The sequence below is a fragment of the Maribacter halichondriae genome, from assembly GCF_027474825.1.
GTDB classification, from domain to species: domain Bacteria; phylum Bacteroidota; class Bacteroidia; order Flavobacteriales; family Flavobacteriaceae; genus Meishania; species Meishania halichondriae.
The window spans coordinates 1,841,186-1,867,989 of the sequence record NZ_CP107030.1 but is presented as its reverse complement, the minus strand read 5'-3'; the positions used below and the strand labels follow the sequence as shown (position 1 = coordinate 1,867,989).

The window sequence follows — 26,804 nt, the reverse complement described above, 5'->3', positions numbered from 1 at the left end:
TTTTTTTATTACGTGGCATAATCCTTCTTCAGAGGCGGAGGTTACCAGTATATTAGTGTCATGTTCAATTGGTCGTGAATTTCAATCCAGGTCACAAACTCAATTTCCTGTCCCAACATACTCAGGACACTTCGCCTCTAAAAAAGGAAACTGCTCGAAGAAAAAGTTGTCCCAGCCAGTTCCCTAATCTGTAACCAGCTCATTGAACGCGAACCTAATTGAATTTTTTAATCCATGAAGAAATCCAAAATCAAAGTGATAGAATATGCTCTGTTAGAAGCATTGTATGACTTGATTTTTATAAAACGATTTAGGCCAATTATCGCTAATTCGAATATTTCCTAGAAGAATCAATCGGCCGTTTCCTTCTCAAAATACCCTTTTCTCGACTAAAGCCATATTCCCTTTGACCAACGACTAGGCTTGGCAAAATGGGTGATTTACAAATCTATACACCTTGCTTAATTCGCATTTCACAACATAATACCAATAGGCTACAACATTAAATTCAAGCTCTCAATATTATGACTAATATTTGTTGTTGATAGCTTTCCATTGCCATGTTTTGTCACTAGGAAGACTATCGTGACCAAATTAAAGTACAAATAGGCTGTCTATTGGTAAAACTAAACTTAACCGACCTGATGTTTATAAAGTCAACCACAAAGTTTTTATTGGCCCTTATCTTCTTTATGGGGCTTTCTTCCGTCTTTTCACAGGTAAAAAACGACTTTGATGTTCGCTATTCGGCGGATATTAGAGGTGAACTCACCTTTATTGCCAACAACATAGTAAATAGGCAGCAAGATGCTTTTTCTGGATGGGAGTGGTACTGGAATGGGAACAGGTGGAGACGACGCTGGGTGAACTACCCGGCAGCAAGCCCCAATGATCCCTATAACGCAACAGGGGGCGCCTCTCAGTACAATGACAATCTTAACATGCAGTACATCGACATTGACGGTGATGCCACTACATTTAGTTCCAGTAGCGCCACTTTAGATGTGCCCGATGAAAGCTGTTCATTAATCCGCTATGCAGGTCTCTATTGGGGCGCCGTTTACGTAAATCCGGATCGAAGCAACATCGACCAGATCAAGTTTCAAGTGCCCGGCGGGGCCTATCAGGATATTACAGCGGATGAAATTCTCTTCGACGGCGATGGAGATGCCGATTTCGGCAATTACAGTCCGTATGCCTGTTATAAGGACGTAACTTCAATATTGACGGCACTTCCGAATCCTGACGGAGACTATTTTGTAGCCAACGTTAGGGCCAGCCTAGGCGGGGGAATACAGGGAGGTATATCAGGAGGATGGACTATGGTCGTCGTTTATGAAAATCCAAATCTTCCCGGAAGTAAATACATCACTACTTTTGACGGCTATGCAGGAATTAAATCCGGTGAAACTACTGATATTCCGATTAGCGGATTTACCACCCTCCCTGCACCTTTCAATGTTAATGCAAACATCGCTGTCGCCGCTCTTGAAGGTGATAATAACATTCCGGGTGACGGCCTCTCGATAAGTTCCGGAGGGAATCCTTTTACCCCATTAAGCAGTACGGTAAACCCTGCCAACAACTTCTTTAACTCGAACATCTCGATTGATCCCAATATTCTTACCGCAAGAAACCCGAACAGTGTGAACACTTTGGGGTGGGATACCGACTTATTTCCCGTTGTAAACAACTTTAACAATGTCATTCCCAATGACGCAACAAGTGCCATACTCAGAGCAAGTTCGTCGCAGGATAAATATGATATTTTCTTTACGGCTTTTGACGTAGAGATTATTGCCCCCAATGTGGTGCTCGAAAAGCGTGTCGAAGATATCGGAGGGACCGATATCACAGGTCTAGGCGTAAATCTTGGGCAAACCTTGGACTATGTGTTGACTTTCCAAAATATAGGTAACGATGATGCCACCGGACCGGGGCCAGGAAATGGGCCACAAACTGGGGCTTGGTATACCATTCGCGACGTACTTCCTGTAAATGTACACCCACCCAACGGAAACGATTTTACCGCAGCGGATCTTACCCTGCCGGCCGGGGTTGAGTACAGCTACGATGTTGCCACACATACCATATACTTCTATGTGCCCGACGACCTTGTCAATGAAAATGATCCCGCATATTCGATTCGCATGCGAGTCGACGTTGCCGAAAATTGTTTTGACTTTATCGATGCATGTTCTGACCTTATCCAAAACTTGGCCTTTTCAAGTTATCGGGGTGTCGAGAACAGTGCCTTGATTTCCAATGATGAAAGTGTTACCGACTTTGATGCCTGCGGATTTGTAATTCCCGGGGCAACAAACTTTCTTTTGGATGACCTTTCCGATTGTAATTTCGAACGCACCGTAGAGCTTTGTGGTGCTTCCGCGATTTTGGATGCCGGGGATGGATTCGATGAATATATTTGGAAAAGGGATGACAATGACAATGGTGTTTTCGATGCAAGTGATACCACCATTAACGATGGCGATCCCGATAACGACCCAAGTACGATTCAAGTTACCACAGTAGGAACCTATATTGTGGATAAAATCGTTGCCGACCCTTGTAAAGGGTTCAAGGAAATCATTCATGTAGTGCCTTACGGTTCTGGAACGATTCCTAATCCGGTCATCGAATATTTTAATTCCGTTAACGCCGATACGGACCCTACCAATGATTTGGCCGGAGAGATTGTTCCCGATTGTAATGACGGTACTCCTTTGCCAAAACTATTTCTTTGCGGATTGAACGACACAAGGGGTATACAGGTCGATATTCTAGACGCCCAGAATATTGTTTGGGAACAATTGGATGAAGGAAGTTGTACTCAACTAGGGGATAACTGCGCCAATAAAAATCTAACCTGTACATGGAACCAAGTAGGTATAGGAAATAATTATACAGTTGATAGCGCTGGAAAGTACCGATTGCAGGTTACCTATCAAAACGGTTGTACCAGCCGCTTCTATTTCAATGTTTTTCAAAATACCCTCGATGTACAGGCAAACAAGCGAGACATTATTTGCGGTACGCCCGGTAACATCACCGTTACCAATCCGACCACGGGCTACGGATATCGATTGGTCGATGATGCGACCGGAAATGTAATTGTTCCTTTCTCAACCAACAATACTTTCGATTTTGCAACCGGTGAAAATGGTGGCTATCGCGTAGAGGTAACTCAATTGGACGGTTCTGGTCAGCCCATACCCAACGCTTGTATTTTTAGCACCAATGCGATAGGTATTTTGGAGCGTGACATGTCTACTTCGGTTACCGTTACCCCGACAACCTGTATCGCCTTGGGAACAATAAACCTTCAAGTAAGTGGTGTGGACCCTGATTATGAGTATGAAATCCGATTGGATGATGGTACTCCACCACCTCCACCGCCGCCAAACGACCCTTATTATGGGCAACATCCAGGCGGAACTTTGGTGGATAGCGAAACGGCCCAACCAGACAATAATTTTACATTCAGTGATCTAATACCGGGTGACTATTTTGCGATTGCCAAGACTGCCGATGGATGTATCCATGTCGAATCGGTAATCATTGTCGATAACGACGATTTACGCCTCACCGCCAATGTTACGCAACCGATCATCTGTGGAAATGGTATCATAGACATGCAGCCGAATGGGGGTCAACCTGATTATACCTATGCCATTTGGACCTTTGTGGATGAGGGCGGGACCACAATTACCTCCTACCCGGATGTAACTTCCATTCCCCCCGGAGAATACCAAACCAATACCGATTTCAACATTACGGTTCCTGGAGAATATAGTTTTGTAGTGGTCGACGAAAACAATTGTTCCTATATTTCCAACACCGTTACGATAATGGAACCTACCATCGCCTATACTACAAGTTTTACCGACGAAACTTGTTTTGGTGCGGCCGACGGATCGATTTCGGTAAATGTGACCGATAACGCAGGCTTCTCACTATCCTATCTTTTGACCTATCCGGATACCACAACGGACAGTAATACTTCTGGAACTTTTACAAATCTCCCACAAGGCGATTACACACTGGCTATCGTTCAGACCAGTAGCACTGTTCTTTGTCAAATTGAGGAAACATTTACCATTGCCGGACCAACAGAAGGGGTGAGTGGTACAGCCGCCATTTTATTGGACTACACCTGTGACCAAAACGGAAGTATTCAAGCCCAAAATGTTACTGGCGGTACCGCGCCATACGAATATAGTATCGACGGAGTCAATTTTTTCAGTGGGGTAGGAGCAGAAACTTTTTCCAACCTTACTGACGGCACCTACACGATTACCATACGTGATGCCAATGATTGTACATTTACGACAAACGCCGTTATTTTTGACCCCCTAAATGAACCTAGTGATCTTACTTTTGTGGCGAGTGCGCCAAACTGTCCTTCACTAACTTCTGATGTTACCGTAACGGTAACCAACGGAAATACACCGTTTACCTTCGATATCATGGCGCCATCGCCCATTGCGGCCACCTCTACTTCGGGAAGTTCCGCCGATTTTAATGGACTGGCCCCGAATACTTATACCTTCAGGGTAACCGATGATAAAGGATGTGTATATACCGAAGATTTCAGAATTGACCCCGTTGACCAGATTGGTGTCACTAGTCAATTAGATAATAATATTACTTGTTTTGGTCTTTCCGATGGAGGGGCTACTTTCAACGTTTCCGATTATGGTGCCTCGTACGACTATTCGATAACAGGTCCAGCGCCTTTCTCGGGAACTGCGCAAACAGCCAATGCGATACCGCTGACAGGTTTGGCGGCAGGCACCTATACGATTACCGTAACGGACAACGATACAAACTGTACGGCCACTGTCGATGTTACCATCGCCGCACCACCTGCCGCCTTGATCATTTCTGATTTGGATGTAACAGATCTTAGCTGTTCCACAAGTGGAACGGTACCGGGATCTGTGGTGATCACTGCCTCGGACGGATGGGGAAGTTACGAATACGAGCTTCGTGACCCATCCGGAACCTTAGTTGGAGGTCCACAATCGACCACTTCGTTTACAGGGCTTACCGACACTTCAGGAAATTATGAAGTGACAGTTCGCGATGCCGGAGGATGTGTAATAACCGATACTTTTTCATTGACCTCGACCGTCGCTCCAACCTTGGAAGTGAGCGCAAATAGCCTGTGCTATGACAGCACAACCGGATTGACCTTGACGGCCAACGTAACCGCTGGTGGAGTGGGTCCTTTTCAATATCGTTTGAACGGCGGTGCTTACCAGACCAACGCAACTTTTACCGGATTGGGCCCAGGAAGTTATGCTTTAGAAGTAATCGACAGCAAAAATTGTATGGGCACAGCGAGTATCGATGTATTCCCGACCCTTACCGCATCAGCAGCCCTGGTTAAAGACTTGGATTGTACTGCTACCCCCGATGCTGAAATCAGCATCAACATTGCTGGCGGCAATCCTACCTTTAGCTATGAGGTGTTCCTAAATGGAGCATCCTTTCAGGCTAGTACACCTGTACCCAGTATACCGTTTTCGTATTTCACTGACACGGCCGGAACCTACGAATTCGTAATTACCGATACTGAAAGTTGTACGGTAACGACCAATCAAATAATTGTATCTGACAATAGTCCTCCAACCGTGGTGGAAGTTATCACCGAACCACTTTGTAATACAAGTGCCGACGGTATCGCCGAATTGCAAATTTCAGGTGGTTTACCGCCTTACCAAATCGTATTTGACGGTAGTGCGTCTTCGGCTCAAACGACCTATCCGGGACTTGCAGATGGAACCTACAACTACACCGTAACCGACTCCAAAGGATGTGTATTCGCGGATAATGTGACTTTGACCGCTCCTTCGGTGATTAATCCAGGAACAATAACTGTAGTAACCGATTATCGTTGCGATAATACTTCGGCAACAATTCAGGTAACCGGCTATTCTGGAGGAACTCCAGGCTATACCTTTAGTCTTGATGGAGTCAATTTTCAAGGTGCCGATACATTCAATACGGGAATCACCGCGGGCACATACGCCATCACGGTAAAAGATGCGAATGACTGTACGGAAGAAACTCCGGCTATTATCATTGACCCGCGCGATCCTCCTACCGAATTGTCGTTTGCCCAGACTGCACCTACCTGTCCGTCCATTGTATCCGATGTGACCGTTACGGTAAGCGGTGGAACGGCTCCTTTTAACTATGAGATTACAGCTCCAGCAGGGAGTGTAATCGATAACGGGTCAAGCAATGTATTTACAGGCCTGGCACCAGGCACCTATACATTCGAAATTACCGATGACAAAGAGTGTACGATTCAAAGAACCTATACTGTAACCGATATAGATCGTGTTGCCGTACTGGCACAATTGACCAATAATGTTAGCTGTTTTGGAGCTTCCGATGGTGCGTTCTCGTTCACAGTAAGTGATTTTGCCTCAACCTATAGCTATGCCGTGACGAACAGTGTCGCGGCTGTTGTGCAATCACAGAATAACATCAATACAGCAACACCGATTACAGTAACAGGATTAGCGGCAGAAACCTATACCGTTACTATCACCGACGATACCACGAATTGTACCGCTACAACTTCGATGACGATTGAGAACCCACCTGCGGCGTTGGATTTTACCTTTACCAACACCCCGGTTACCTGTGCCGAAAATTCCACGATTACAGTTACACCGATAGGTGGTTGGGGCAGCTATGAATATCAGTTGGAAAACACTGCTGGACCCGCTATAGTATATGCGTACCAAAGTGCGAATACATTTGCGAATGTCCCTGCAGGCACATACGATATCTATATTCGAGATGCCGGTAATTGCGTTGTCATAAGGCCAATTACCATAAATCCGGCCCAAGCCCCATCGATTGCGATCGATGCAACTTCGGACTATTGCTTTGACGGCACAGATCAGGCTTCATTGGTTATCAACATTACGGATGGTATTGCACCATACACCTATAGTATCAATGGAGGTGGGCAAACCGCTGTAGTGGGGAATCCTTTTACGATTTCTAATTTGATTCCGGGTACGTATGATATTCAGGTTACCGATGCCTTTGGATGTGTTTCGAATGTATTGTCAAGTGTGACCATCGAACCGCAGCTTACGGCATCCGCCATAGTTACAAAATCACTTGACTGTACCGTCTCTCCGGATGCGGTCATCGATGTGACCATCAATAACGGCTATTTGCCTTATACGACATATGAGGTCAGCACCAATGGCGGAACCACGTGGTCGGCAACTACGTCCATAGTGGGAAATACGTTTTCCTACTCGGCTTCCACGGCCGGAACATACGATTTCAGGATTACTGATAATCAAGGATGTCAGGTAATAGCTCGGGCGGTAGTCGACCCGATTACCAACCCCGATATAACATCATTGATCGAGACGGTTTCCATTCTTTGTAATGGGGATGCCGGAGCGACGATTCAGGTCAATCTAGACAACACACAGGGATTGGCTCCTTTTACTATATCCGTAGTCAATACTACGACCGTAACAAATTATGGAACTCAGACTTCGGGGCTTCCGGCTGGCAGCTACGAGGTCACCGTAACCGATGCGAAATCGTGTACCGACATGGAGACGATTGTCATTGGAGAACCTGTAGCCATTACCTATGATGTAAACTTGGTTCCGATAACTTGTAATGCGGCCACAGGTACCGACCCTGGTTCGATTACGGTCGAAAATGTTGCCGGCGGAATTGCAGAATTCACGTATCATTTGACAGGAAATAACGGATATAGCTCAACATATACCACTACCACTGGTGGTGAAGACCATACTTTTGCCATCTTGGAATTCGGCATCTATGAGGTAGATGTGATCGATTCGAACGGTTGTTCGGTTCGAACTACCAATATCATCGCTTCCCCTCCAAACGATTTGGATATCGACGTCTCTACAGCTACCCCGGATTGTACTACTGGAGGTACAGCGATCATTACCGTTGCGTCTATCGTAGGTAGTGGAAATTATGAGTTTGCGATATTGGAAACATATATATCTCCGTATTCCTCATCTTATGTTCTTGCCGATGCTCCTGGAGGTGATACGGCCACATTTACGGGACTCACTCCGGGGATTACCTATACTTTCGTGGTTCATGATTTGACCACCAATTGTTACTATTTTGAAACAGCGGATACTCCTATAGATTCGCCCTCAAGCCTGACCTCCTCTTTGGATGCAATCAACAACGTAACCTGTACGGGTAGCAATGATGGTAATGTGAGCTTTTCATTTGATAATTATGAAGGGGATGCGACAAGCGTTGACTATGAAATATTCAATTCACAATCAAATGTAACAACGGGTATCGGCGGCTCTTCAGCCGTGAATCCACCTGCTGTTGGAACCGGGGTTTCCGTTTCCAACTTAGGTCCATTATCTCCAGGTGTGTACTATATTCTGTTTACCGAAAACGGCGGCACAACATACAATGGGTGTACAGTTGCCTCGGCTCAGTTCACCATCACCGAATCGACCAATACCTTAGCCGTTACCGCGACCGTTGATAAAAATGACAACTGTAACCTAAATGCGGGACAAGTTTCCGCCATAGGCCAGTTCGGTACTGCGCCTTACCAATATCAAATTGCGCTTTCGACCGATCCTGCTCCGACAGCATTGACGTGGGCGGGCAGTACGGCCAATGTATTTAACGTAGAAGGCGGAAACTATATCGTATATATCAAGGATGCCAATAATTGTATCCGTTTTGATACTGCGAACGTTCCTACCGATCCTTCTCCGGAAATCAGTTTGGCAACTACAGATCAATGTACTTCGGATGAGGGGGGTTCTCTATAGACATTACTTTGGATGTTGCCGGGATTACGCCACACACCATCCGTGTTGATGGAGGTGCGCCACAACCGGCCAACGGTTTAGTCAATGCCAGCGATGTAATGACGCTTACGAATTTGAGTTCTGGCGCGCATTCTATCGAGATTTTAGATAACAACGGATGTGGCGAGACCGAAAATATTATGATTTATCCTCCGGTAAGCATTGTGGCCAATATTTCAGCAGATGAAACTTGTGTGCCCGCCAATGCCGGAGAGGTTACCGTTACCGCAAATGGAGGTTCGGGTGCGTATAGCTATACACAAACCGTACCAGCTGGTCCATCCAACGGAACCGGAATTTTTACAGGTTTGACACACTCCGTGGCCTATACTTTTGAAGTAGAGGATACAACGACCAATTGCACGGAGCAAGTAACAATTACCTTGCCTGCACCGGCTATTCCAGCGTTTACCTTAGATGCCGTTGATGTCAGCTGCAATGGTGGGAGCGATGGTTCTGTTACGGTAAATCTACTTGCGGGCAACAGCGATATCCCTTACGAATATAGTTTGGATGGTGGTACCACGAGGCAGCCAACGAATGTATTCCCAGGATTGACACAGGGTACCTATAATGTAACCGTGATTTCTGACAAGGGATGCATGGACACGCAATCCATCGATGTCGACGAACCGACGGTATTGGATGTTTCAGCAACCGCTTCAGCGTTTAGCTGTGACGATGCCGCTAGCACGATTACCGTAACCGTGAACGATGCCACCCCTGGTAATCCTTCTGGAACAGGGCCGTTCGTGTATAGCTTTGATAACGGATTAAACTATCAGCCAGGTAATACCTATGACGTGCCTTTTGGTTCACCAGATGTCAATGTTGTCGTGAAGGATGCTAATCATTGTACGGATGCGGTTGTTGTGCCTATTCCCGCAAGACAAGGAGTAATGGCTGTAATCAATAGGTTACAGGCTATCGATTGTAGTAACGGGGAGGAAATTATCGAGATTGTGGCTTCCAACGGATCCGGAACTTATACGTACACAGCACTACCAGGTGGCGCCATAGTGGCCGATCCGACCAATATCATTTTGACCCTTCCGGGCACCTATGTTTATGAAATACTTGATACCATTACCAATTGTAAGGTAACCGTCGAGCATACTATTTTACCATACGACCTAATAGATGTAACCGCCGTCGTAACGACCGATGCGACCTGTAGCGATAGTGCTGATGGAGTCATTGAAGTGACCATAACCGGCTATACCGGAACGTTTGATTATCAAATATTGGACAATACCGGAGCCCTGGTCGTCGGAACATCGGCTTCCAATAATGCGACAACTGATCCATATACATTCAATGTTTCTACAACACTTGCGGCCGGAACCTATTCAGTTGAAATTACCGAAACTGCATTTCCAGAATGTACTTCGGTTTCGAACAATGTTACCATTGATGCACCAGAGCCTTTGGCCTTGCAATTGGTGGATAATGTGAATGCCAATTGTACTGTGACAGATGCGATAGTAACCATTCAAGCTACCGGTGGAACAGGGCCCTATACTTATGGAGCTTCTCAAAGCGGAGCTGGAGTGCCAGGATCCTTCCCATTCGACAACACCGTTGAATTAAATCCATCGGTCAACCCAAACTGGGACATCTATGTACAGGATGTCAACGGATGTATCATTGTTGTACCCTATGCGGTTGCGATTGATACCGATACGACTCCCGATATTACATTGGCCATCGATGACGAATGTGCCGATGAAGGAAGTTTCGGAGTTACCGTTTCCTTGGATGCCGTAAATACTGGCATTGCTCCGTATACTATGAGTATCGACGGAGGGACTTTTCAAAGTATTGTGAGTTTCCCTTATACCTATACCGGATTGAATGCAGGGGGGCATACGATAACAATTCGTGATGCTAACGGCTGTGAAGATCCCGAAAATATTACCATCGAACCTGAGCTTTTGGCAAGTACTGTTGTATTGACACAACCCACTTGTGCGGCCGATGATGGAGTCATCGAATTCACGGTTGTGGGTGGTTCAGGGGCATATACCTCCGAATTGTTGAGATCCGACTTGACTCCAACTGGAATTGCTCCAATTGGCAACCAATTCACAGGAGTCGCCTTCGGAGATTATATTGTGCGGATTACGGACAACACCTTGGGCACGCCCAATTGTTTTGCCGACGCGCCAATTTCCCTGGAGGAACCAACTCCAGTTACCTTGTTGACTCCGAGCAAAACGGATGTAAGTTGTGCCGGAGCTTCCGATGGTTCGATTACCGTTAATTTGGAAGCGCCAAGTGCCGGGGTGAACGATAACCCACCATATATCTTTGAGATTACCGATGGCACATCCACGTTTACCCAAACCAATATCAATCTATTTACTGGATTAACGGCCGGTACATGGGATATTACCGTAATGTCGAATAGAAATTGTGTTGCTGTCGACCAAGTGACTATTGGTGAACCAATTGCTTTGGCAGCGGCCATAACGAATGTAGTGCCCTTTGCTTGTGATATGAATAATGCGGAACAATCGGCCACAATTGAAGTTACCATTACAACTGGAACAGGAACTCCGAATTATTTCTATAGTGTTAACGGAGGTTCATTCTTGCCAACCGGCGGAGATGTGTTTACTCATACTGTGAATACTGCGGGTAATTATGATATCGTTATTCGTGATGCCAACGGTTGTTTGTTTACGATACCTACACAGGTTATCGACCCATTGAACGTTTTCACCGCTGCAGTTGCGCTTTCAGATGCGATAACCTGTGTAAATGGTCGCGAAGAAGTGGTCATTGCCGTTACCGATGATGGCAATCCCCATACCTATACGTATGAATTGTTACCATTAGGCAATCCAAACGGAACACAGACGGCCAGTACGGGCAATACTGCAACATTCGACTTGACCGATGTGGGTAATTATTCCTTCCGTATTACCGATACCACAACAGGATGTTATGTAGATACGGCTACTTATACGATCGCGCTGTACGACCTAATCGAAGTAACGGCTACTGCCATAGATCCCGTAATCTGTTTTGGTGATAATAATGGTTCTTTGGAAATCAATGTGACCGGATTGACCGGCAGTTCTGGAGATTACGATTTTGAAGTGTTTACCCAAGCCGGAACAAGTGCACAAACAGGTTCTGGGAACACGGCAACAAATCCATTGACGATAAATGGACTTTCTGGAGGAAATTACTATGTAATCGTAGTCGAAACCGACCCTACCAGTACACGCTGCTCGGACGATTCGAATGTAATTACCATTATTTCACCCGATATGCCGTTGACCGCAATCGTTGATCCGTTAGCGAATGTAACTTGTACCAACGATCAAGGCGAGATTCTTGTCGATCCTAGTGGTGGAGTTGCGCCCTATGATATCGTGTTGACCAATACGGATACTGGTCAGGTCTATACCGCTGATGATGTATTGAGTTTTGTGTTCACGGGGCTTTCAGCAGAAAACTATACGGTATCGATAACAGATAGTGCCCGTACACCGGGTTGTGTCATAACTGATACCGAAATTCTAGTCGAACCTTCACAAATAGTGGCCAATGCGACACCGTTGACTACCGATCTGGCATGTTTCGGCGATACCACCGGAACTGTAACTGCCAATGTTGCCGGTGGTGGTAGTGGTACCTATCAATATCAATTAAACTATTATGATGCCGCAGGCACTACAATCGATTTCAGTTCCGGGCCACAATCCAATAACACTTTTACAGGTCTTGCTGGTGGAATCTATAGCATTACCGTTTCCGATGGGTGGAATTGCGATGTGGAAACCAATCAGGTCATCATCGATGAGCCTAGTAAGGTTTCGGCTTCATTGATCCGTACAGATCCATTGACCTGTGCAACAGGAGTTGAGTTTGAGCTAACTGCTACAGGCGGTAGAAGTGGATCTTATGATTATAGTGTAGACAATACCAATTGGTCTCCGATGACGAGTAATCCAATGCCTTTGCCGGCTTCCGGCACTTTGGGAGCAGGTACACATCAGTATTATGTGCGTGATGCGGTCAACTTGTGTGAATCGGTAGCTTCGAACGCCATTACCGAAAATGAGATTATTCCATTGGTGTTGACTGTTGACCAAATTGTATCCGTCAATTGTAATGGTGATAGCACAGGGATTATTTATGCTAGTGCCGAATTTGGTATGGGCAACTATATGTTCGAGCTCTTCACGGATGCGGCATTGACCAACAGCGTTACCGGTTCGGCTCAACCTACGGGCGAATTCGGAGGCTTACTGGCCGGAACATATTATGTGACCGTCATTAGTGAGGATTGTACCACAGGCGCGGAGCAGGTCGTAATTGGTCAGCCAGAACCCCTGGCCTTTACAAGAGATGTAGTTGATGTATTGTGTTTTGGGGATGAAAATGGAAGTATTACGGTAACTCCTTCCGGTGGTGCGGGTGGATATATCTATGCTATTTCACCCAACCTCAACCAATTCGATACGAACAACGTGTTTGACGATTTGGCACCTGGAACTTATACAATCATCGCCCAAGACCAAAATGGCTGTTTCGAATCGTTTACGGAAACAATAGGCGCTCCAGAAGTTTTGACCGTTAGTGCAGTGGCAACACCCGAAATCTGCGCAGGAAGCGAGGACGGCACCATAACATTGACGATACTTGGTGGTACCGCACCGTATCGCGCTGCATTCAACTCAAATACGGCAACTGACTTTGTGCCTGTTACGCTGGACCAAATCGAATTTCCTGGTTTGCCAGCAGGCAATCACGTACTATTTGTTAGGGATGCAAACGATTGCCAAACGAATATTGTGGTAGAGGTTGAAGAAGGTGTTAACCTAAATGCATTTGTGGAACCCGTTTACGAATGTACAGGCGATACTCCGAACAATTATGTGAACATTACCCTTGAAGACGAATCCGTAATCGGTGATGTGCTATATGCTTTGGATTCAGAAGATACAGCCGATATGCAATTGAATCCTGATTTTAGGGATATTGCACCGGGCAGCCATTATATTGTCATTGCACATGCCAATGGGTGTATCCTTACCATTCCTTTTGAAATCGAGAATTTCGAGCCTTTGACCGTCACTGCCGAGCAGCTAAATCTTAATGAAATAACGGCAACGGCCTCGGGTGGAAAAGAAGGATATACGTTCTATTTCGATGATGAGAACAATGGTGCGGACAATACGTTCAGAATCCGTAGAAGCGATACGTACGAGGTACGGGTCGTCGATGAAAACGATTGTGAGGCCATAACCAGTATATATATGGAATTCATCGACATCGAAATTCCGAATTTCTTTACGCCTTCCGATGGTGACGGCCTAAACGATACTTGGAAACCGAAAAACATGGAAGCCTTTCCAGAAATACTAACCATCATATTTGATCGTTATGGTAGAGAGGTTTACAGATTGGGCTACAACGACCAAGGATGGAACGGTATCTACCAAGGCAAAGAATTGCCTTCTGGAGATTATTGGTACGTAATAAAACTCAAAGGAGAGGAAGATGACAGAGAATTTGTAGGACATTTTACCCTTTATCGTTAAAACTTAACCTAAAAAGCATGCGTAAAATAGTATTGACCTTAACGTTGTTTGTTTGTACTTTCTTTTCTTGGGGTCAAGAGCTTAACTCGCCCCAACTCTCACAATATCTAGCCGACAACCCTTTTGTTCTGTCGCCTACCTATGCCGGTATCGGTGATCATATCAAAATACGGTTGAACGGACTTGCACAATGGGTCGGTATTAAAGATGCGCCTAGAACCCAGTCATTGGCAGCAGATATGCGATTAGGTGAAAAATCTGGTGTGGGTCTGTTTCTTTATAACGACAGTAACGGATACACAAAACAACAGGGGGCGCGCATTTCTTTTGCACATCACTTGACACTTGACCGTTATGAGGATGAGTTTCTTTCGTTCGGGCTGTCCTATAATTTTAACCAGTTTCGCATCGATATCGACAAGTTTGATTTGATCAACTTTCCTGACGGTGGTATCGTAAACAATCGACAGACCACGAACCATAACTTTGATGTTGGGGCGCTTTATCGGTATGATAAGTTCTACCTTAGTTTAAATGCATCCAACCTCATCAACAAAGATCCTAGAAGCTTGACCTTCAATATCGATGAACCGAACGAGCTAAGGAATTATTATGTCTACACGGGATATCGCTACATGAAAAATAAGAATAGCCGTTTAGAGATTGAACCTTCCATTCTTTTCAAACTGTTCGAAAGTGATGGACGCTCCGAAACGGACCTAAACCTGAAATTTCGTGTCTATGAGTTCGAGGACTACTATTACTTTGGGGTCAACTATCGTTTTCTGAACGATCAAATAGGTTCGCCGCTTTATGTTGCGCCCTTGGCAGGACTTAAAAAGAGTAATTTCTACTTTGGATACAGTTATCAAATCATTTTGAACGAAATATTGGGCTATAGTACTGGAACGCATGTCATTACCATTGGTGTTGATCTCTTTCAAGGTATTAGTAATTGTAGGTGTACTTATTAAAAAGATGTTAGACCGCTTCGCTGTTAGACGTTAGAAAAAATTTACTTACTTCTTGTTCATTGTATGTCAATACAGTCTTACTAAGGTTATTGAGCTTTTTTCCTTCGACCAGTTTATCGGATAGTTCGCTATTGGTGATTTTTCATCAGATTGGTTTAAGTTTGCCCAAATATTATTCGGCATGGGTAAAATAAAGGTCAGGAATATTAAAATCTATGCACATCATGGATGTTTAAAGGAAGAGGCTATTATAGGAAGCGAATACTTGGTAAACATTTCCGTCAATGCGCCCCTGAAGAAAGCTTCACTTTCCGATAGCTTGATAGACACGGTCGACTACGTTCATCTGAACCGCATTGTCAAGGAAGAAATGAAAATAGCCTCGAAACTTTTGGAACATGTGGCAAAAAGAATCTTACATCGCATTTTTTCTGAGCTACGAGAAGTTTCCAAAGCCAAGGTATCGGTATCGAAAATAAACCCTCCTATTGGCGGCGACGTAGAAAACGTCACCGTTATCCTAAAAGAAAAAAGAACGGCTTAAGTTTTTCAATATTTAAAAACACATTACCTTTGCAGCTTAAAATGGCATCGTGGCCGAGTGGCTAGGCACAGCTCTGCAAAAGCTTGTACAGCGGTTCGAATCCGCTCGATGCCTCCCAAAAGCCTCCTAGACTTGGGGGGCTTTTTTATTTAGGATATTGTACAGCGGTGCCCCCGAAGTCTCGGGGCGCTCGATGCCTCTCGAAAAACTGGCTAGTCCTTATGATGGTGCCGAGGTCATTCCCTAATATGTTCGATGCGTTCGATGCCTTTTTCTATATTAAACCGGTCTTTGGGCAAAAACCCCTTGACAATAAGCACCACTCCACATATCATTAGAATAATTCCCAAACCTTTTTTTATCAATCGTATGCGTCTCACGGTAAGTTTACGCTTCAATTGTTTTGCCAAAAGAATTTTTAGAATATCCGTTACAAAATAGGCGATGACCATAGTGCTGAAAAAAGTGATAATGCGGTTGGAGTCATTGTCCAGACTGGGGCCCACCACAATAATAACACCTAACCAAAAGACCAGCACCCCTATATTGATAAAATTGAGTAAAAAACCCTTAAGAAAAAGCCCTGGATAGCCCTTATTTACTTTTACTGCTGTTTTTTCAGCTCCCTTTGCCACTTTGGCCTTGCCTTCTTTCTTTACAATCGTCGTGATGCCATATACCAAAAGAATAACCCCACCAAAAACGTAAAGCCCAGGTTGATTGCTCAAGTTTTCCAAAAGTTGAAAACTGCTGAAATAGGCAGCTGTAATAAAAAGAATATCGGCTAGAATCACGCCCAAATCAAAAACCAGGGCGGCCCTAAAACCTTTGATTGCACTAGTTTCGAGCAATACGAAGAATACAGGTCCGATCATAAAGCTTAAAAAAAAGCCCAAGGGAATCGCTGCCTGTATATCATCCCACATATTGGGTGCTCGATTTTTAAATTAAATAACTGGGTTACATTCGGGTAATCTTTCCTCCAAATACTGTTTTTTCATCCATTTTTGCGGGATCCCCGTAGACAAGAACCTCACCACCGGCTTTTACTGTGGCTTTCACATAGTCGGATGCATATATTTCTGCTTTTGATCCCGCATTTACGTTTACCGTTGAAAATTTAGTTTTGAAGGCCTTGCCCTCATAAACACCTCCGGTATTTATCGCCACGTCTTGCAGGTCTGAAGAACCTGAAGTCTCAATGACCCCGCCAGTCACGGTCTTTATCAGCATCTGTTCAACTTCTGCATTAATATCCAATTCACCGCCTTCTTGCGCCTTTAGCTCAAGTACGTCTTGTTTTATAATGTCAGCGGAAGAGATTCTAGCATCTTCGTTCACATCGATGATAATTATCTTATCGGAATAATACACGTCGACAAAGGTTTTATATCCGCTGAATATCTTGCCAATTTGCATGCGCAGCTTTAATACCCCATCATTATTTACGATGGCGACCTTATCTATATTTTCGCCCGAAATTACGGCCTTGTTAACATCGGACTTGATAAGTTTGACCGACAAACCATCGAAAGCCTTTATTTCTTTAAAAGTCTCCAGGTTCTTGGTTATTTTTTCATCTTGGGCATTTGCGACTTGTAGGCCAAATAGCAGCACAAGAAGAAATCCTATTTTTTGTATCATATCAGTTTTTAGCAGGTTGCTACCTTCTTTAAACAAATTCCATTCCAAAAAATTGTACTATTCATTCTTTCCTATCAAGGCGAAATCAAGGTGGCGCTTTATTAAATCGGTATTTTTTACCATAACCACCACCTCATCCCCAAGAGTATAGGTTTTTTTGGTGCGTTCGCCCACTATGGCATAATTCTTTTCATCAAAGATATAATAATCGCCTTTGATATCCCGAATACGAACCATGCCCTCACATTTGTTCTCGATAATCTCGACATACATGCCCCATTCTGTAACCCCGGAAATAACCCCTACAAACTCTTGGTCCTGATTATCCTGCATGAATTTTATCTGCATATACTTGATGGAATCGCGTTCGGCACTTGAGGCCAGATATTCCATATCTGAGGAATGCTTGCATTTTTGCTCGTAGACTTCCGCCTTTGCCGAATTTCCGCCGTCTAAATAATGTTGTAAAAGACGATGGACCATAACGTCAGGATATCTACGTATAGGAGAGGTAAAATGGGTGTAATAATCAAATGCCAGACCATAGTGCCCGATATTGTCGGTCGTATAAATAGCCTTGCTCATACTTCGAATAGCCAATGTATCTACCAAATTCTGTTCTTTTCTGCCCTTGACATCCTCAAGAAGCTTATTTAGTGAGGCGCTGATGGATTTTTTATCCTTGAACACCAACTTATGTCCAAAACGGGATATAATCCCGTTTAGGGCAATTAATTTGTCTTCATCGGGGTCATCGTGAATTCGATATACAAATGTTTTTGTTGGTTTTTGTTTTCCAATGTATTCGGCTACTTTACGATTGGCCAATAACATAAATTCCTCAATCAATTTGTTGGCATCTTTTGATTCTTTGAAATAGACCCCTTCTGGTTCGCTTTTTTCATTCAGATTGAAGCGAACCTCTACCTTATCGAAGGAAATAGCACCTTGATCCATGCGTCTACTCCTCATTATTTTGGCCAACCGATCCATTGTCAAGGTAGCCTCTACAACTTCCTGAGATACGGAATACCCATCTTTCCGAATTGAAATATCTTTAGGAATATTGCCGTTCTTATTCTCAATGATATATTGCGCTTCCTCATAGGCAAAACGCTCGTTCGAATCGATTACCGTTCTTCCGAACCATTGGTTTTTGATTCCTGCATTTTCATCCAGTTCAAAAATGGCCGAAAACGTATATTTTTCTTCATTGGGACGTAAGGAACAAGCATTGTTCGATAATATTTCCGGTAACATGGGTACCACTCGATCTACCAAATATACCGAAGTGGCCCGTTCATATGCTTCATCATCCAAAACTGTATCGATTTCCAAATAATGGGAAACATCGGCTATATGAATACCTATTTCGTAATTACCGTTTTCTAAAACTTTAAAAGAGAGCGCATCATCAAAATCTTTGGCATCTTTTGGATCGATAGTAAAGGTCAATACATCGCGCATATCCCTTCGTCTATTAATTTCTTCCGGTTTAATACTGGTATCAAGGGTTTCGGCAAAACGCTCCACCTCAACAGGAAATGTATAAGGCAGTCCGTATTCCGCCAAAATGGAATGGATTTCCGTATCATGCTCACCTGGTTTACCTAACACCTCGGTAACTTTTCCAAATGGTGAATCTGCATCATCCGGCCATTCCGTGATTTCCACTAAAACCTTATCACCGTCTTTGGCACTACCTATTTTATCTTTTCCTACAAAAATATCTGTATACATCCTAAAATCCGTGGGACGGATAAAGGCAAAATTCGGTTGCATATCAACAATACCAACAAAAGTCATCTTGTTTCTTTCAACGACTTTTGTAATTTCTCCCTCAAGCTTTTTTCCGTTTCTTCTTGGAAAGATATAGACTTCTACCGTATCTCTATGGAACGCTTTCTTTAGCTTATTAAAAGGTACAAAAACATCGTCATCTATGCCTTCAATAACTATGTAGGCATTACCTCGGCCAGTAATATCCACTGTTCCGGTATGATATATTTTAGTCGAAGGGGTCACTTTGTAATTACCGCGACCTTCTTCAACTATTCGTTTATCTTCTTTTAACTGTGCCAATCTTTTAATCAACAAATTTCGGTCATGGGCATCTATAACCCCAATTTTGGCCGCTATTTGTTTGTAGTTAAAACTTTTTTTGGGTTCTTTTTCAAGTACGGTAAAAATACCTCTTGTAATTTCGTTCTTTCTATGGTTTCTTACTTTCTTCTTCTGCTTCGACATTAATTCTTTCAATTTGGTGGGAAAATTACGAATTATAATCCATTACCCGTCTTTTCAGGGTTATGCATAACACGTCTTGTTCACTTATGAACATATAATCATATATTATATTTTTCTTTCTAATTTTTAAAATAAAATGATGGTTATGATAGCTTGTTAATAGTGGCGATAAAAAAAGTAAAGAATACTTGCTTTCAACTGGTTTGTAAGTTTATTGACAATTTAAATGGATATGATTGATGTAAAGGTCAATGGGTTAAGAATTTTATCAACCATTATTGATAACCTCTATCAACAGGTATAATGGAATAAATAAAAATAAAATCATTGTTAACTTCTTGGAAAAAGGGTTTTATATCTTTTTTCTATTTTATGAGAAGTAAATTATGGATTGACGATGAAGTTTAGTAAAGCACTTTTAAAATGGAAAAGTCAAATCTTTAGACCTTTTTTTGTTGGCACTTTATGAACAATATATTCCTTTGAATCCGATACAAATCAACAACCTTTTTTATTAATTTTTCACAAAATGAAGTGAACTGTACCAATGTTGTTGTGTACGCTTATCTGTTGTACATTTGTAGTACAAACCATTATCTTCAGACATGAAAATAGCTATAGGAAACGACCATGCGGGTACGGAGTATAAGCTTGCTGTTATAGGACTATTGAAATCTATGCATATCGAAGTGAATAACTATGGTACAGACGGCACTGATAGCGTAGATTACCCTGATTTTGTACACCCCGTGGCAAAAGATGTAGAGGAAGGAAAGGTAGATTACGGCATTATAATCTGCGGTAGTGGTAATGGCGCATCGATGACGGCCAACAAACACCAAAAAATACGTTGTGCCCTATGTTGGAACAAGGAAATCGTAGCATTGGGAAGAGAACATAACGACGCCAATATTTTAAGTCTACCGGCACGCTTTATTTCGTTGCCCCAGGCTTTGGAAATGGTTCGGGTTTTTCTTAAAACCGATTTTGCCGGGGGTCGGCATGAGCGGCGTATTGAAAAAATTCCGTGTATATAAATACCCCCGCTTGTCTTTCTACAAAGTTTAAAGTTCAAGTTTTCATTAACTTTACAACAAAGACTTTAAACCTTAAATCTTGAACCTTATACATGGCTCATTCCCATCACAATCATTCTCACTCACATGGGTATTCGCACCCTGATTTAAAGGGGAGAAACCTCATTATTTCCATCCTCCTCAATATACTTATTACGATTTCCCAAGTTATTGGGGGATTGATTTCTGGGAGCCTTTCCCTACTATCGGATGCGCTGCATAATTTTAGCGATGTATTATCGCTTATCGTAAGTTATATGGCAAACTTACTGTCCAAGAAAAAGGCCTCGACCAACAAAACTTTTGGCTATAAACGAGCAGAGATTATTGCGGCATTTGTGAATGCGGCCACATTGATGATAGTAGCTATCATTTTGATCAAAGAGGCCATAGAACGATTTTTTGACCCTCAAGAAATAGAATCCGATTTGGTCATTTGGTTAGCGTTATTAGGCATAGCCGCAAATGGTTTTAGTGTGCTATTGCTTAAAAAAGATGCTGACAGTAATATGAACATGAAATCTGCGTACCTCCATTTGTTGACCGATATGATGGCTTCCGTTGCAGTATTGATTGGTGGGCTGTTGATGAAGTTCTATCAGATGTATTGGGTAGACCCCGCATTAACTTTGGCCATTGCATTGTATTTGATTTACATGGGATTTGATCTGTTGAAAGATTCAACAAGGGTTTTGATGCTTTTCACCCCGAACACCATTCAAGTTCAGCAGATTGTAGAAGCCATAGGAAAAATCAAACCCATCAAGAACGTTCATCATGTTCATATTTGGCAACTCAACGAAGATGAGGTACATCTCGAGGCCCATATCGATTTTAATGAGGATATCAAACTTTCAGAATTCGATACTATTTTAGAACAGATCGAAGAAGAAGTTTATCACAACCATGGAATCAACCATGTAAATATTCAGCCGGAATTCGGCAAGTGCGATAGTAAGCACGTTATTGTTCAGGACTAATGTTGAAAATTATTGTCAAACAATTCAAAGAACTTTCTATAGATGAGCTTTATGCAATATTGCAACTACGGAGCGAGGTCTTTATAGTGGAACAGGATTGTGTCTATCAAGATTTGGACGGGAAAGATGCTATGGCACTACATGTCATAGGAAGCAAAGGCGGGCAGATTGTTGCCTATACCCGTATTTTTGGTCCTGGAGATTATTTTGACAAAGCCAGTATCGGTAGGGTGGTAGTACAGCAAGACCAACGACATTTCGGTTATGGTTACGATATTATGAACGCGTCGATTGAAGCGGTTAATACGCATTTCGAAGAAACCTGTATTCATCTTTCGGCTCAGACGTACTTGAAGAAATTCTATAATTCACTGGGCTTTACGGAAATAGGGAAAACGTATTTAGAAGATGGCATTCCGCATATTGCTATGGTCAGGAACTAAAAAGGTGCGTTCGTAACGCACCTTTGATAATATTTAAACGGTTTCGGGCTTATATTTTTATTGGGGTCTTGTTTGTTAGGTTGATATCCTCCAACATGGTATCGGTAAACTTGTAGTGGCCCTTTGTCGTAATTATACGAAAGGCATCGGAATTCATTCGACTCAATGTGTCTAAGAAAAGCCATTTTGTCTTCAGTAATCTAGGCTTCTCGGATTTCAGGCTAATTTCAAAATAATATTTCTTGCCGTTTTTTATGGCTACGATGTCCGGGGTTATCTTTGTATCGCCCCCCTTGACTTTTCGTATGTATGATTTTGGCGTATCATAGCCCTCAATATCGGCCCTGATATTTTCAAACCCTGTGGCTTCTAAATGTTGAATCGATTTCTCTAAAAAAGCTGTGTTTTCTGACTTGTCTATTTTTACCATAAACGATAAGATAGCAGAATTTCTGAGATATCCTAATTTTCAGGATTGATTAACACCAGTTTAAGGAATTAATGGGCTAGTTCAACAGCTCCGTAAAAAGGTCTATCAAAGGCTGGTTTACATTATTGGGGTCGGGCTGCCCGTTTCCTAAGTACAGACCAAAGGCATCTTCATGATAGGTATGATAGGTAAAATGAATATCGTTCTCTTTTAGAATGTCGACCATGTCTGTAACCCATTGTAATCCTCCTTTATCATTTTCAAAGCATGGATTTCCGACACCGAACTCGCCCATATACAACACGGTATTTTTAGTTTGGGCCCAATCGACGATTTGTTGTGTCACAGATGCCATATAATCCTTGTTTCTTTTAAACACAGGAAAATCGGTGGTCAAAAAGTCAAGCCGTATTTTAGTGCCGGTACCATTGGCTACGTTTTCTCCTTTCATCCAACCGCTGATTTGATACGAATAACCTTGCCGTACCTCAAAAAGCTGCCCATAATTGCTCATGTTGCTATCATCGGTAGTATTCTCGATAAAAAGACTGCTCGAGTCGTTATGGCCCTCGGAAATTGAAAGGCCGTTGGCACCACTTTCGTTTCTGCTCCAAAAAAGCCAACTTGCCAAGGCATCGAGGTTTGCCTCGTAAACATCGCGTACAAAGTTGCCGTTTTCGTCGTACTCCTTGACAGTGATGTCGTCGAAATACACTTTTCCCCCAACATTATCTGCAACAAGGGCAGGTAGGGCCAACTTTATCTCAGGGTCGTTCACGATAAAAGGAATTCCCTCAAAAAATGTCCAGTCGGTCGTGCCCGAAGCAAGACTAGGGTTGTCAAAAGTAGCCGTATACCATTCCGTATTGCCCGTTTCGATGACATTTTCATCAGGATACCTTCCACCATCGCCCAAACGCGCAAAATCCAGTAGTTGATGTGTGTAGAAATAAGGGTCGTATCCATGAAACTCATAGACCAAGTTAGTGCCGGTAACCGAGGGAAAATCCAAATTTTCATCGGGCTCCCTTCCTTTGACATAGATGGCCTTTTCCACAAAGATTAAATGATTCTTGTTTGCTGATCTAATATCGTTGATAAGTCTTTGTGCCAGTTGGCTCCACTGATTTATGGAAGTATTGGGGACAGGCTCGTTTAACAGGCCGAACCCCGCAATCTGCACTTGGTTCACGTAGCGCCTTGCTATCTCTTTCCAAAGTGCGGCCAAACGGTTTTGATTTTCGACATTGTCCCACAAGGCATCGCCTTCGCCCTGCGATTGATAGCCACCTTGTGGCACATGCATGTTCAATATTAAATAGATTCCATATTTTTCTGCCCAGGCGATATTTTGATCTAGCCAATCCCAACCGCTTTGTTTGTAGGCATATGCATTGGTTTCATCTTCAAAATAGGAATAGTTCATATAAAAACGAATGGCGTTCATGCCCATATCACTGACCCTTTTATAATCTTCTTCGGTGTGATGTTCGGGCGGTGATGTAGTATTTTGCCATACAAAATTACCAAAGGCGACCCCTTGTAGGTACATCGGGTTTTTGTTGGCATCGACCAATTGGGCACCGTCAAGTTGTAAAAGAAGGTTTTCACTGTTTTCTTCGATGGCCGGCACAGGGGTTTTGGGCTCTTGGGATTCTGGGTTCGGAGTATTGGGAGGAACCTGATTGTCGTCGCTTCCGCATGATAGTATCATTACGAAAGAAAATAGTAAGAACAGGTACTTTTTCATCACAAGATTTTTTTCTTAAATATACGTAAATCAAGGATGAATAGGTTTTAAAAATTTTGGCATTCCCTAAAAGACAACAAACCACTTGGTCGGTTGACAAAATTTAAGGATCAATTTGGTATAGAATAGTGTAGACAAAAAACAACCCAAGTCGTTGAAGTACTCAATTTTCCGAAACAAATCAAGTAGTTGAGAGAATACCGACCAAATAGTTTGTCAATCGATCTATACAAAACGTTTGGCCAAACCGTTTTTAATCAAGAAATCAAGTTTAAGAATGAGGTTAACCGGTTTTTCGGCTTTATTTTGAGAGGAAAAATATAGATAACCTTCTTTTCGAGGATGCAACTCTGCTATTTCCAATTTGTTTTTCTTTTGGGGATGTTCCAGAATTTTTGAACCGAGCACTTTTTCAGTTATATTTTTAGAAGCCAGAAAGGTGATCAACTTTTCCCGATTGACGAACGTAATCTTGCAGGAAGTAAAAGTATCGGGCTGATCGGAAAAAATGGAAGTGACCAGCGCATAGAAATGGGTTTTTTTATCCGTATCGAAGAACCAGCCCTTTTTTTGCCGTCCATTTTTTAGGTAGCACAACTCAAAAGCGAACGTGGGCAGTTCTTCGTTGATATAATCAAGCTGTGCTTTTTCATCAACAAAGAACTTTCCCCCAGAACGAGTATGGGTAAAAACAAGGTCAATACCCTGCATTTGAAGATTTTTGTCCGAAATGCGCTCAAACTCATAGTACACTAAATGCTTTTTATAGTATTTGTCCAAAAAAGCTGCAAGTTTTTGTTCTTTTTCAAGATCTGATTGAAAGAAGCTTTGTAGAGACACTTTAGGAGTGTATTTTTTTGCCAATGCATTTCCTATTTGATCTACAACGCCTACTACCAATGCATTCCCCATAAAAAAGGCACGTTTGGCATCTGAAATTCCATCAAGTGCAGTATGGTTGTCAGGGAACATATTCAATCGCTCCAATTCAACAGGGGTCAATCTGCGCAATCCCTTCGAAGTTTGTACTACGTGTTTGAAACGCGACGGACTTTTACCGCCTTCGCCCGTAATGATGGTGCGCGAGGCATTGTCTAGCGCATCAGGAAAAATCATACCGCCTTCGCTGTAGTTATAGGTAAATCCGTTTTTTGCGGTACGGAGTTCCTTTTTTGCACCTTTGAGGTATTCCCATTTCGGATAATCTTTCGAATCGATAAAAAAATCATCGGTCATTTCGCCATTTTGCAGTACATCGGCCAAAACCGTTCGCTTTCCATCAAAATCAGGACCAGTTTTGACCGTATAAGCGGTTCCATTGATAAAAATGCCTGTATTTTCAAAAGGCGATAATCTGCCATTTTTGTTGAATTTTTCAGAGATTTCCACCAAATTTCCTTCAATTTCGACGGTTTTTGCATCTTTTGTATCCTTTTTAACCGAAAATGCCTCGGCGATAATTCCTTTTTTGCTCATCCATTCGGTCGGAATTGTTTGCTGTAAATCTTTATAAATGGAAGTCGATTTATGATATCCTAAAAAGAAAATGCGCCTGCGCCGCTGCGGCATACCATAATCGGCGGCATTGATAACGCGCCACTCCACCGCATACCCTAGATTATCCAAACTTTTGAGCATGATGGCAAAATCACGTCCGCGTTGGTTCGATGGAGATTTTAACAATCGATCTACATTCTCTAAAAAAAGATATTTTGGGGGAATTGCCTTTTCAGAAAGTATGCGATGGATGCTCCACCACAACACCCCTTTTTTGCCGATGAGGCCTTTCGAATTTTGAAGTGTAGTCGCCACAGAATAATCCTGACATGGAAATCCGCCCACTAATACATCCGCATCGGGAATATCGGAAGTTGGAACCTCTGAAATATCTTCATTAGTATGGTTAGCACTCCCAAAACGGGCTTCATAGACCATTGAAGCATGTTGCGTTTTGGTCGAAGGCTCCCATTGATTGCTCCAAACGATTTCATAATCTCCCGTATTTTCAAGACCAAGACGAAAACCACCAACACCCGCAAAAAGTTCTAAGACCTTAAGTTTTTTCATCGATGACGAATTTAATCAAAAAGGTAAAATAAAAGCGCAATTTCTTGAAGCTGACTAAAAAGCACGAGAGTTATCTCTCTGTCACATCGAGAGTACCCCGACTCCGCTCGAAAAGACAGGAGAACAGACTTTTTTAGGCAGCCTCGTGGCATCCCGCCCTTTTCGTCGGGATGATGAAGGTGTTGATAAGCGAATATGACTACTTTTACAAAAAATTT

Annotated in this window: 13 protein-coding genes and 1 tRNA gene; 8 read left to right on the top strand and 6 right to left on the bottom strand. The window is 42.9% G+C overall.

Annotated features, from left to right (window positions below):
• Positions 1 to 617 precede the first annotated feature (617 nt).
• The 5 genes from N8A86_RS08480 to N8A86_RS08460 all read left to right on the top strand — a co-directional run bounded on the left by N8A86_RS08480 (position 618) and on the right by N8A86_RS08460 (position 16,063).
• Positions 618 to 8,834, top strand: coding sequence for a beta strand repeat-containing protein (locus tag N8A86_RS08480; protein ID WP_273568650.1), 8,217 nt, complete (start codon positions 618 to 620; stop codon positions 8,832 to 8,834).
• Between the two features lie 8 nt (positions 8,835 to 8,842).
• Entirely contained in the window at positions 8,843 to 14,431 is a 5,589-nt protein-coding gene (locus N8A86_RS08475; RefSeq protein ID WP_273568649.1) for a T9SS type B sorting domain-containing protein, read from the top strand.
• Positions 14,432 to 14,448: 17 nt separating this feature from the next.
• Positions 14,449 to 15,405, top strand: coding sequence for a PorP/SprF family type IX secretion system membrane protein (locus N8A86_RS08470; protein ID WP_273568648.1), 957 nt, complete (start codon positions 14,449 to 14,451; stop codon positions 15,403 to 15,405).
• Between the two features lie 181 nt (positions 15,406 to 15,586).
• Positions 15,587 to 15,949 carry a dihydroneopterin aldolase gene (gene folB, locus N8A86_RS08465; RefSeq protein ID WP_273568647.1) on the top strand — a complete coding sequence of 121 codons (363 nt, stop codon included), beginning with the start codon at positions 15,587 to 15,589 and terminating at the stop codon, positions 15,947 to 15,949.
• A 43-nt stretch (positions 15,950 to 15,992) separates the two neighbouring features.
• Positions 15,993 to 16,063: transfer RNA gene (locus tag N8A86_RS08460), tRNA-Cys, on the top strand.
• A 122-nt stretch (positions 16,064 to 16,185) separates the two neighbouring features.
• On the opposite strand, the gene N8A86_RS08455 is transcribed toward N8A86_RS08460, so the two are convergent.
• From N8A86_RS08455 to rnr, 3 genes are read right to left on the bottom strand one after another with little or no spacing between them, the layout of a single operon-like run.
• Positions 16,186 to 16,875, bottom strand: a complete 690-nt coding sequence (locus tag N8A86_RS08455; protein ID WP_273568646.1) for a LysE family translocator — start codon at positions 16,873 to 16,875, stop codon at positions 16,186 to 16,188.
• A gap of 34 nt (positions 16,876 to 16,909) precedes the next feature.
• Positions 16,910 to 17,593 (bottom strand): head GIN domain-containing protein, encoded by a 684-nt coding sequence (locus N8A86_RS08450; RefSeq protein WP_273568645.1) that lies wholly within the window; start codon positions 17,591 to 17,593, stop codon positions 16,910 to 16,912.
• A gap of 57 nt (positions 17,594 to 17,650) precedes the next feature.
• Positions 17,651 to 19,840 (bottom strand): ribonuclease R, encoded by a 2,190-nt coding sequence (gene rnr, locus N8A86_RS08445; RefSeq protein WP_273568644.1) that lies wholly within the window; start codon positions 19,838 to 19,840, stop codon positions 17,651 to 17,653.
• Between the two features lie 605 nt (positions 19,841 to 20,445).
• Here rnr and N8A86_RS08440 point away from each other — a divergent pair.
• From N8A86_RS08440 to N8A86_RS08430, 3 genes are all read left to right on the top strand, one after another.
• On the top strand, positions 20,446 to 20,877 hold the full coding sequence (locus N8A86_RS08440; RefSeq protein WP_273568643.1) for an RpiB/LacA/LacB family sugar-phosphate isomerase: 432 nt from the start codon (positions 20,446 to 20,448) through the stop codon (positions 20,875 to 20,877).
• Between the two features lie 92 nt (positions 20,878 to 20,969).
• The gene (locus tag N8A86_RS08435; protein ID WP_273568642.1) at positions 20,970 to 21,896 is read left to right on the top strand and encodes a cation diffusion facilitator family transporter; all 927 of its coding nucleotides are present in this window, start codon (positions 20,970 to 20,972) and stop codon (positions 21,894 to 21,896) included.
• Entirely contained in the window at positions 21,896 to 22,339 is a 444-nt protein-coding gene (locus N8A86_RS08430; RefSeq protein WP_273568641.1) for a GNAT family N-acetyltransferase, read from the top strand. Before N8A86_RS08435 ends, N8A86_RS08430 begins: the two co-directional genes overlap by 1 nt.
• A 49-nt stretch (positions 22,340 to 22,388) precedes the next feature.
• Here N8A86_RS08430 and N8A86_RS08425 read toward each other — a convergent pair whose 3' ends face one another.
• The 3 genes from N8A86_RS08425 to dcm form a co-directional block, all read right to left on the bottom strand.
• Positions 22,389 to 22,769, bottom strand: a complete 381-nt coding sequence (locus N8A86_RS08425; RefSeq protein WP_273568640.1) for a hypothetical protein — start codon at positions 22,767 to 22,769, stop codon at positions 22,389 to 22,391.
• A gap of 76 nt (positions 22,770 to 22,845) precedes the next feature.
• Positions 22,846 to 24,519, bottom strand: coding sequence for a glycoside hydrolase family 5 protein (locus N8A86_RS08420; protein WP_273568639.1), 1,674 nt, complete (start codon positions 24,517 to 24,519; stop codon positions 22,846 to 22,848).
• Positions 24,520 to 24,744: 225 nt separating this feature from the next.
• Positions 24,745 to 26,586, bottom strand: a complete 1,842-nt coding sequence (dcm, locus tag N8A86_RS21525) for a DNA (cytosine-5-)-methyltransferase (protein ID WP_337251776.1) — start codon at positions 26,584 to 26,586, stop codon at positions 24,745 to 24,747.
• Positions 26,587 to 26,804 lie beyond the last annotated feature (218 nt).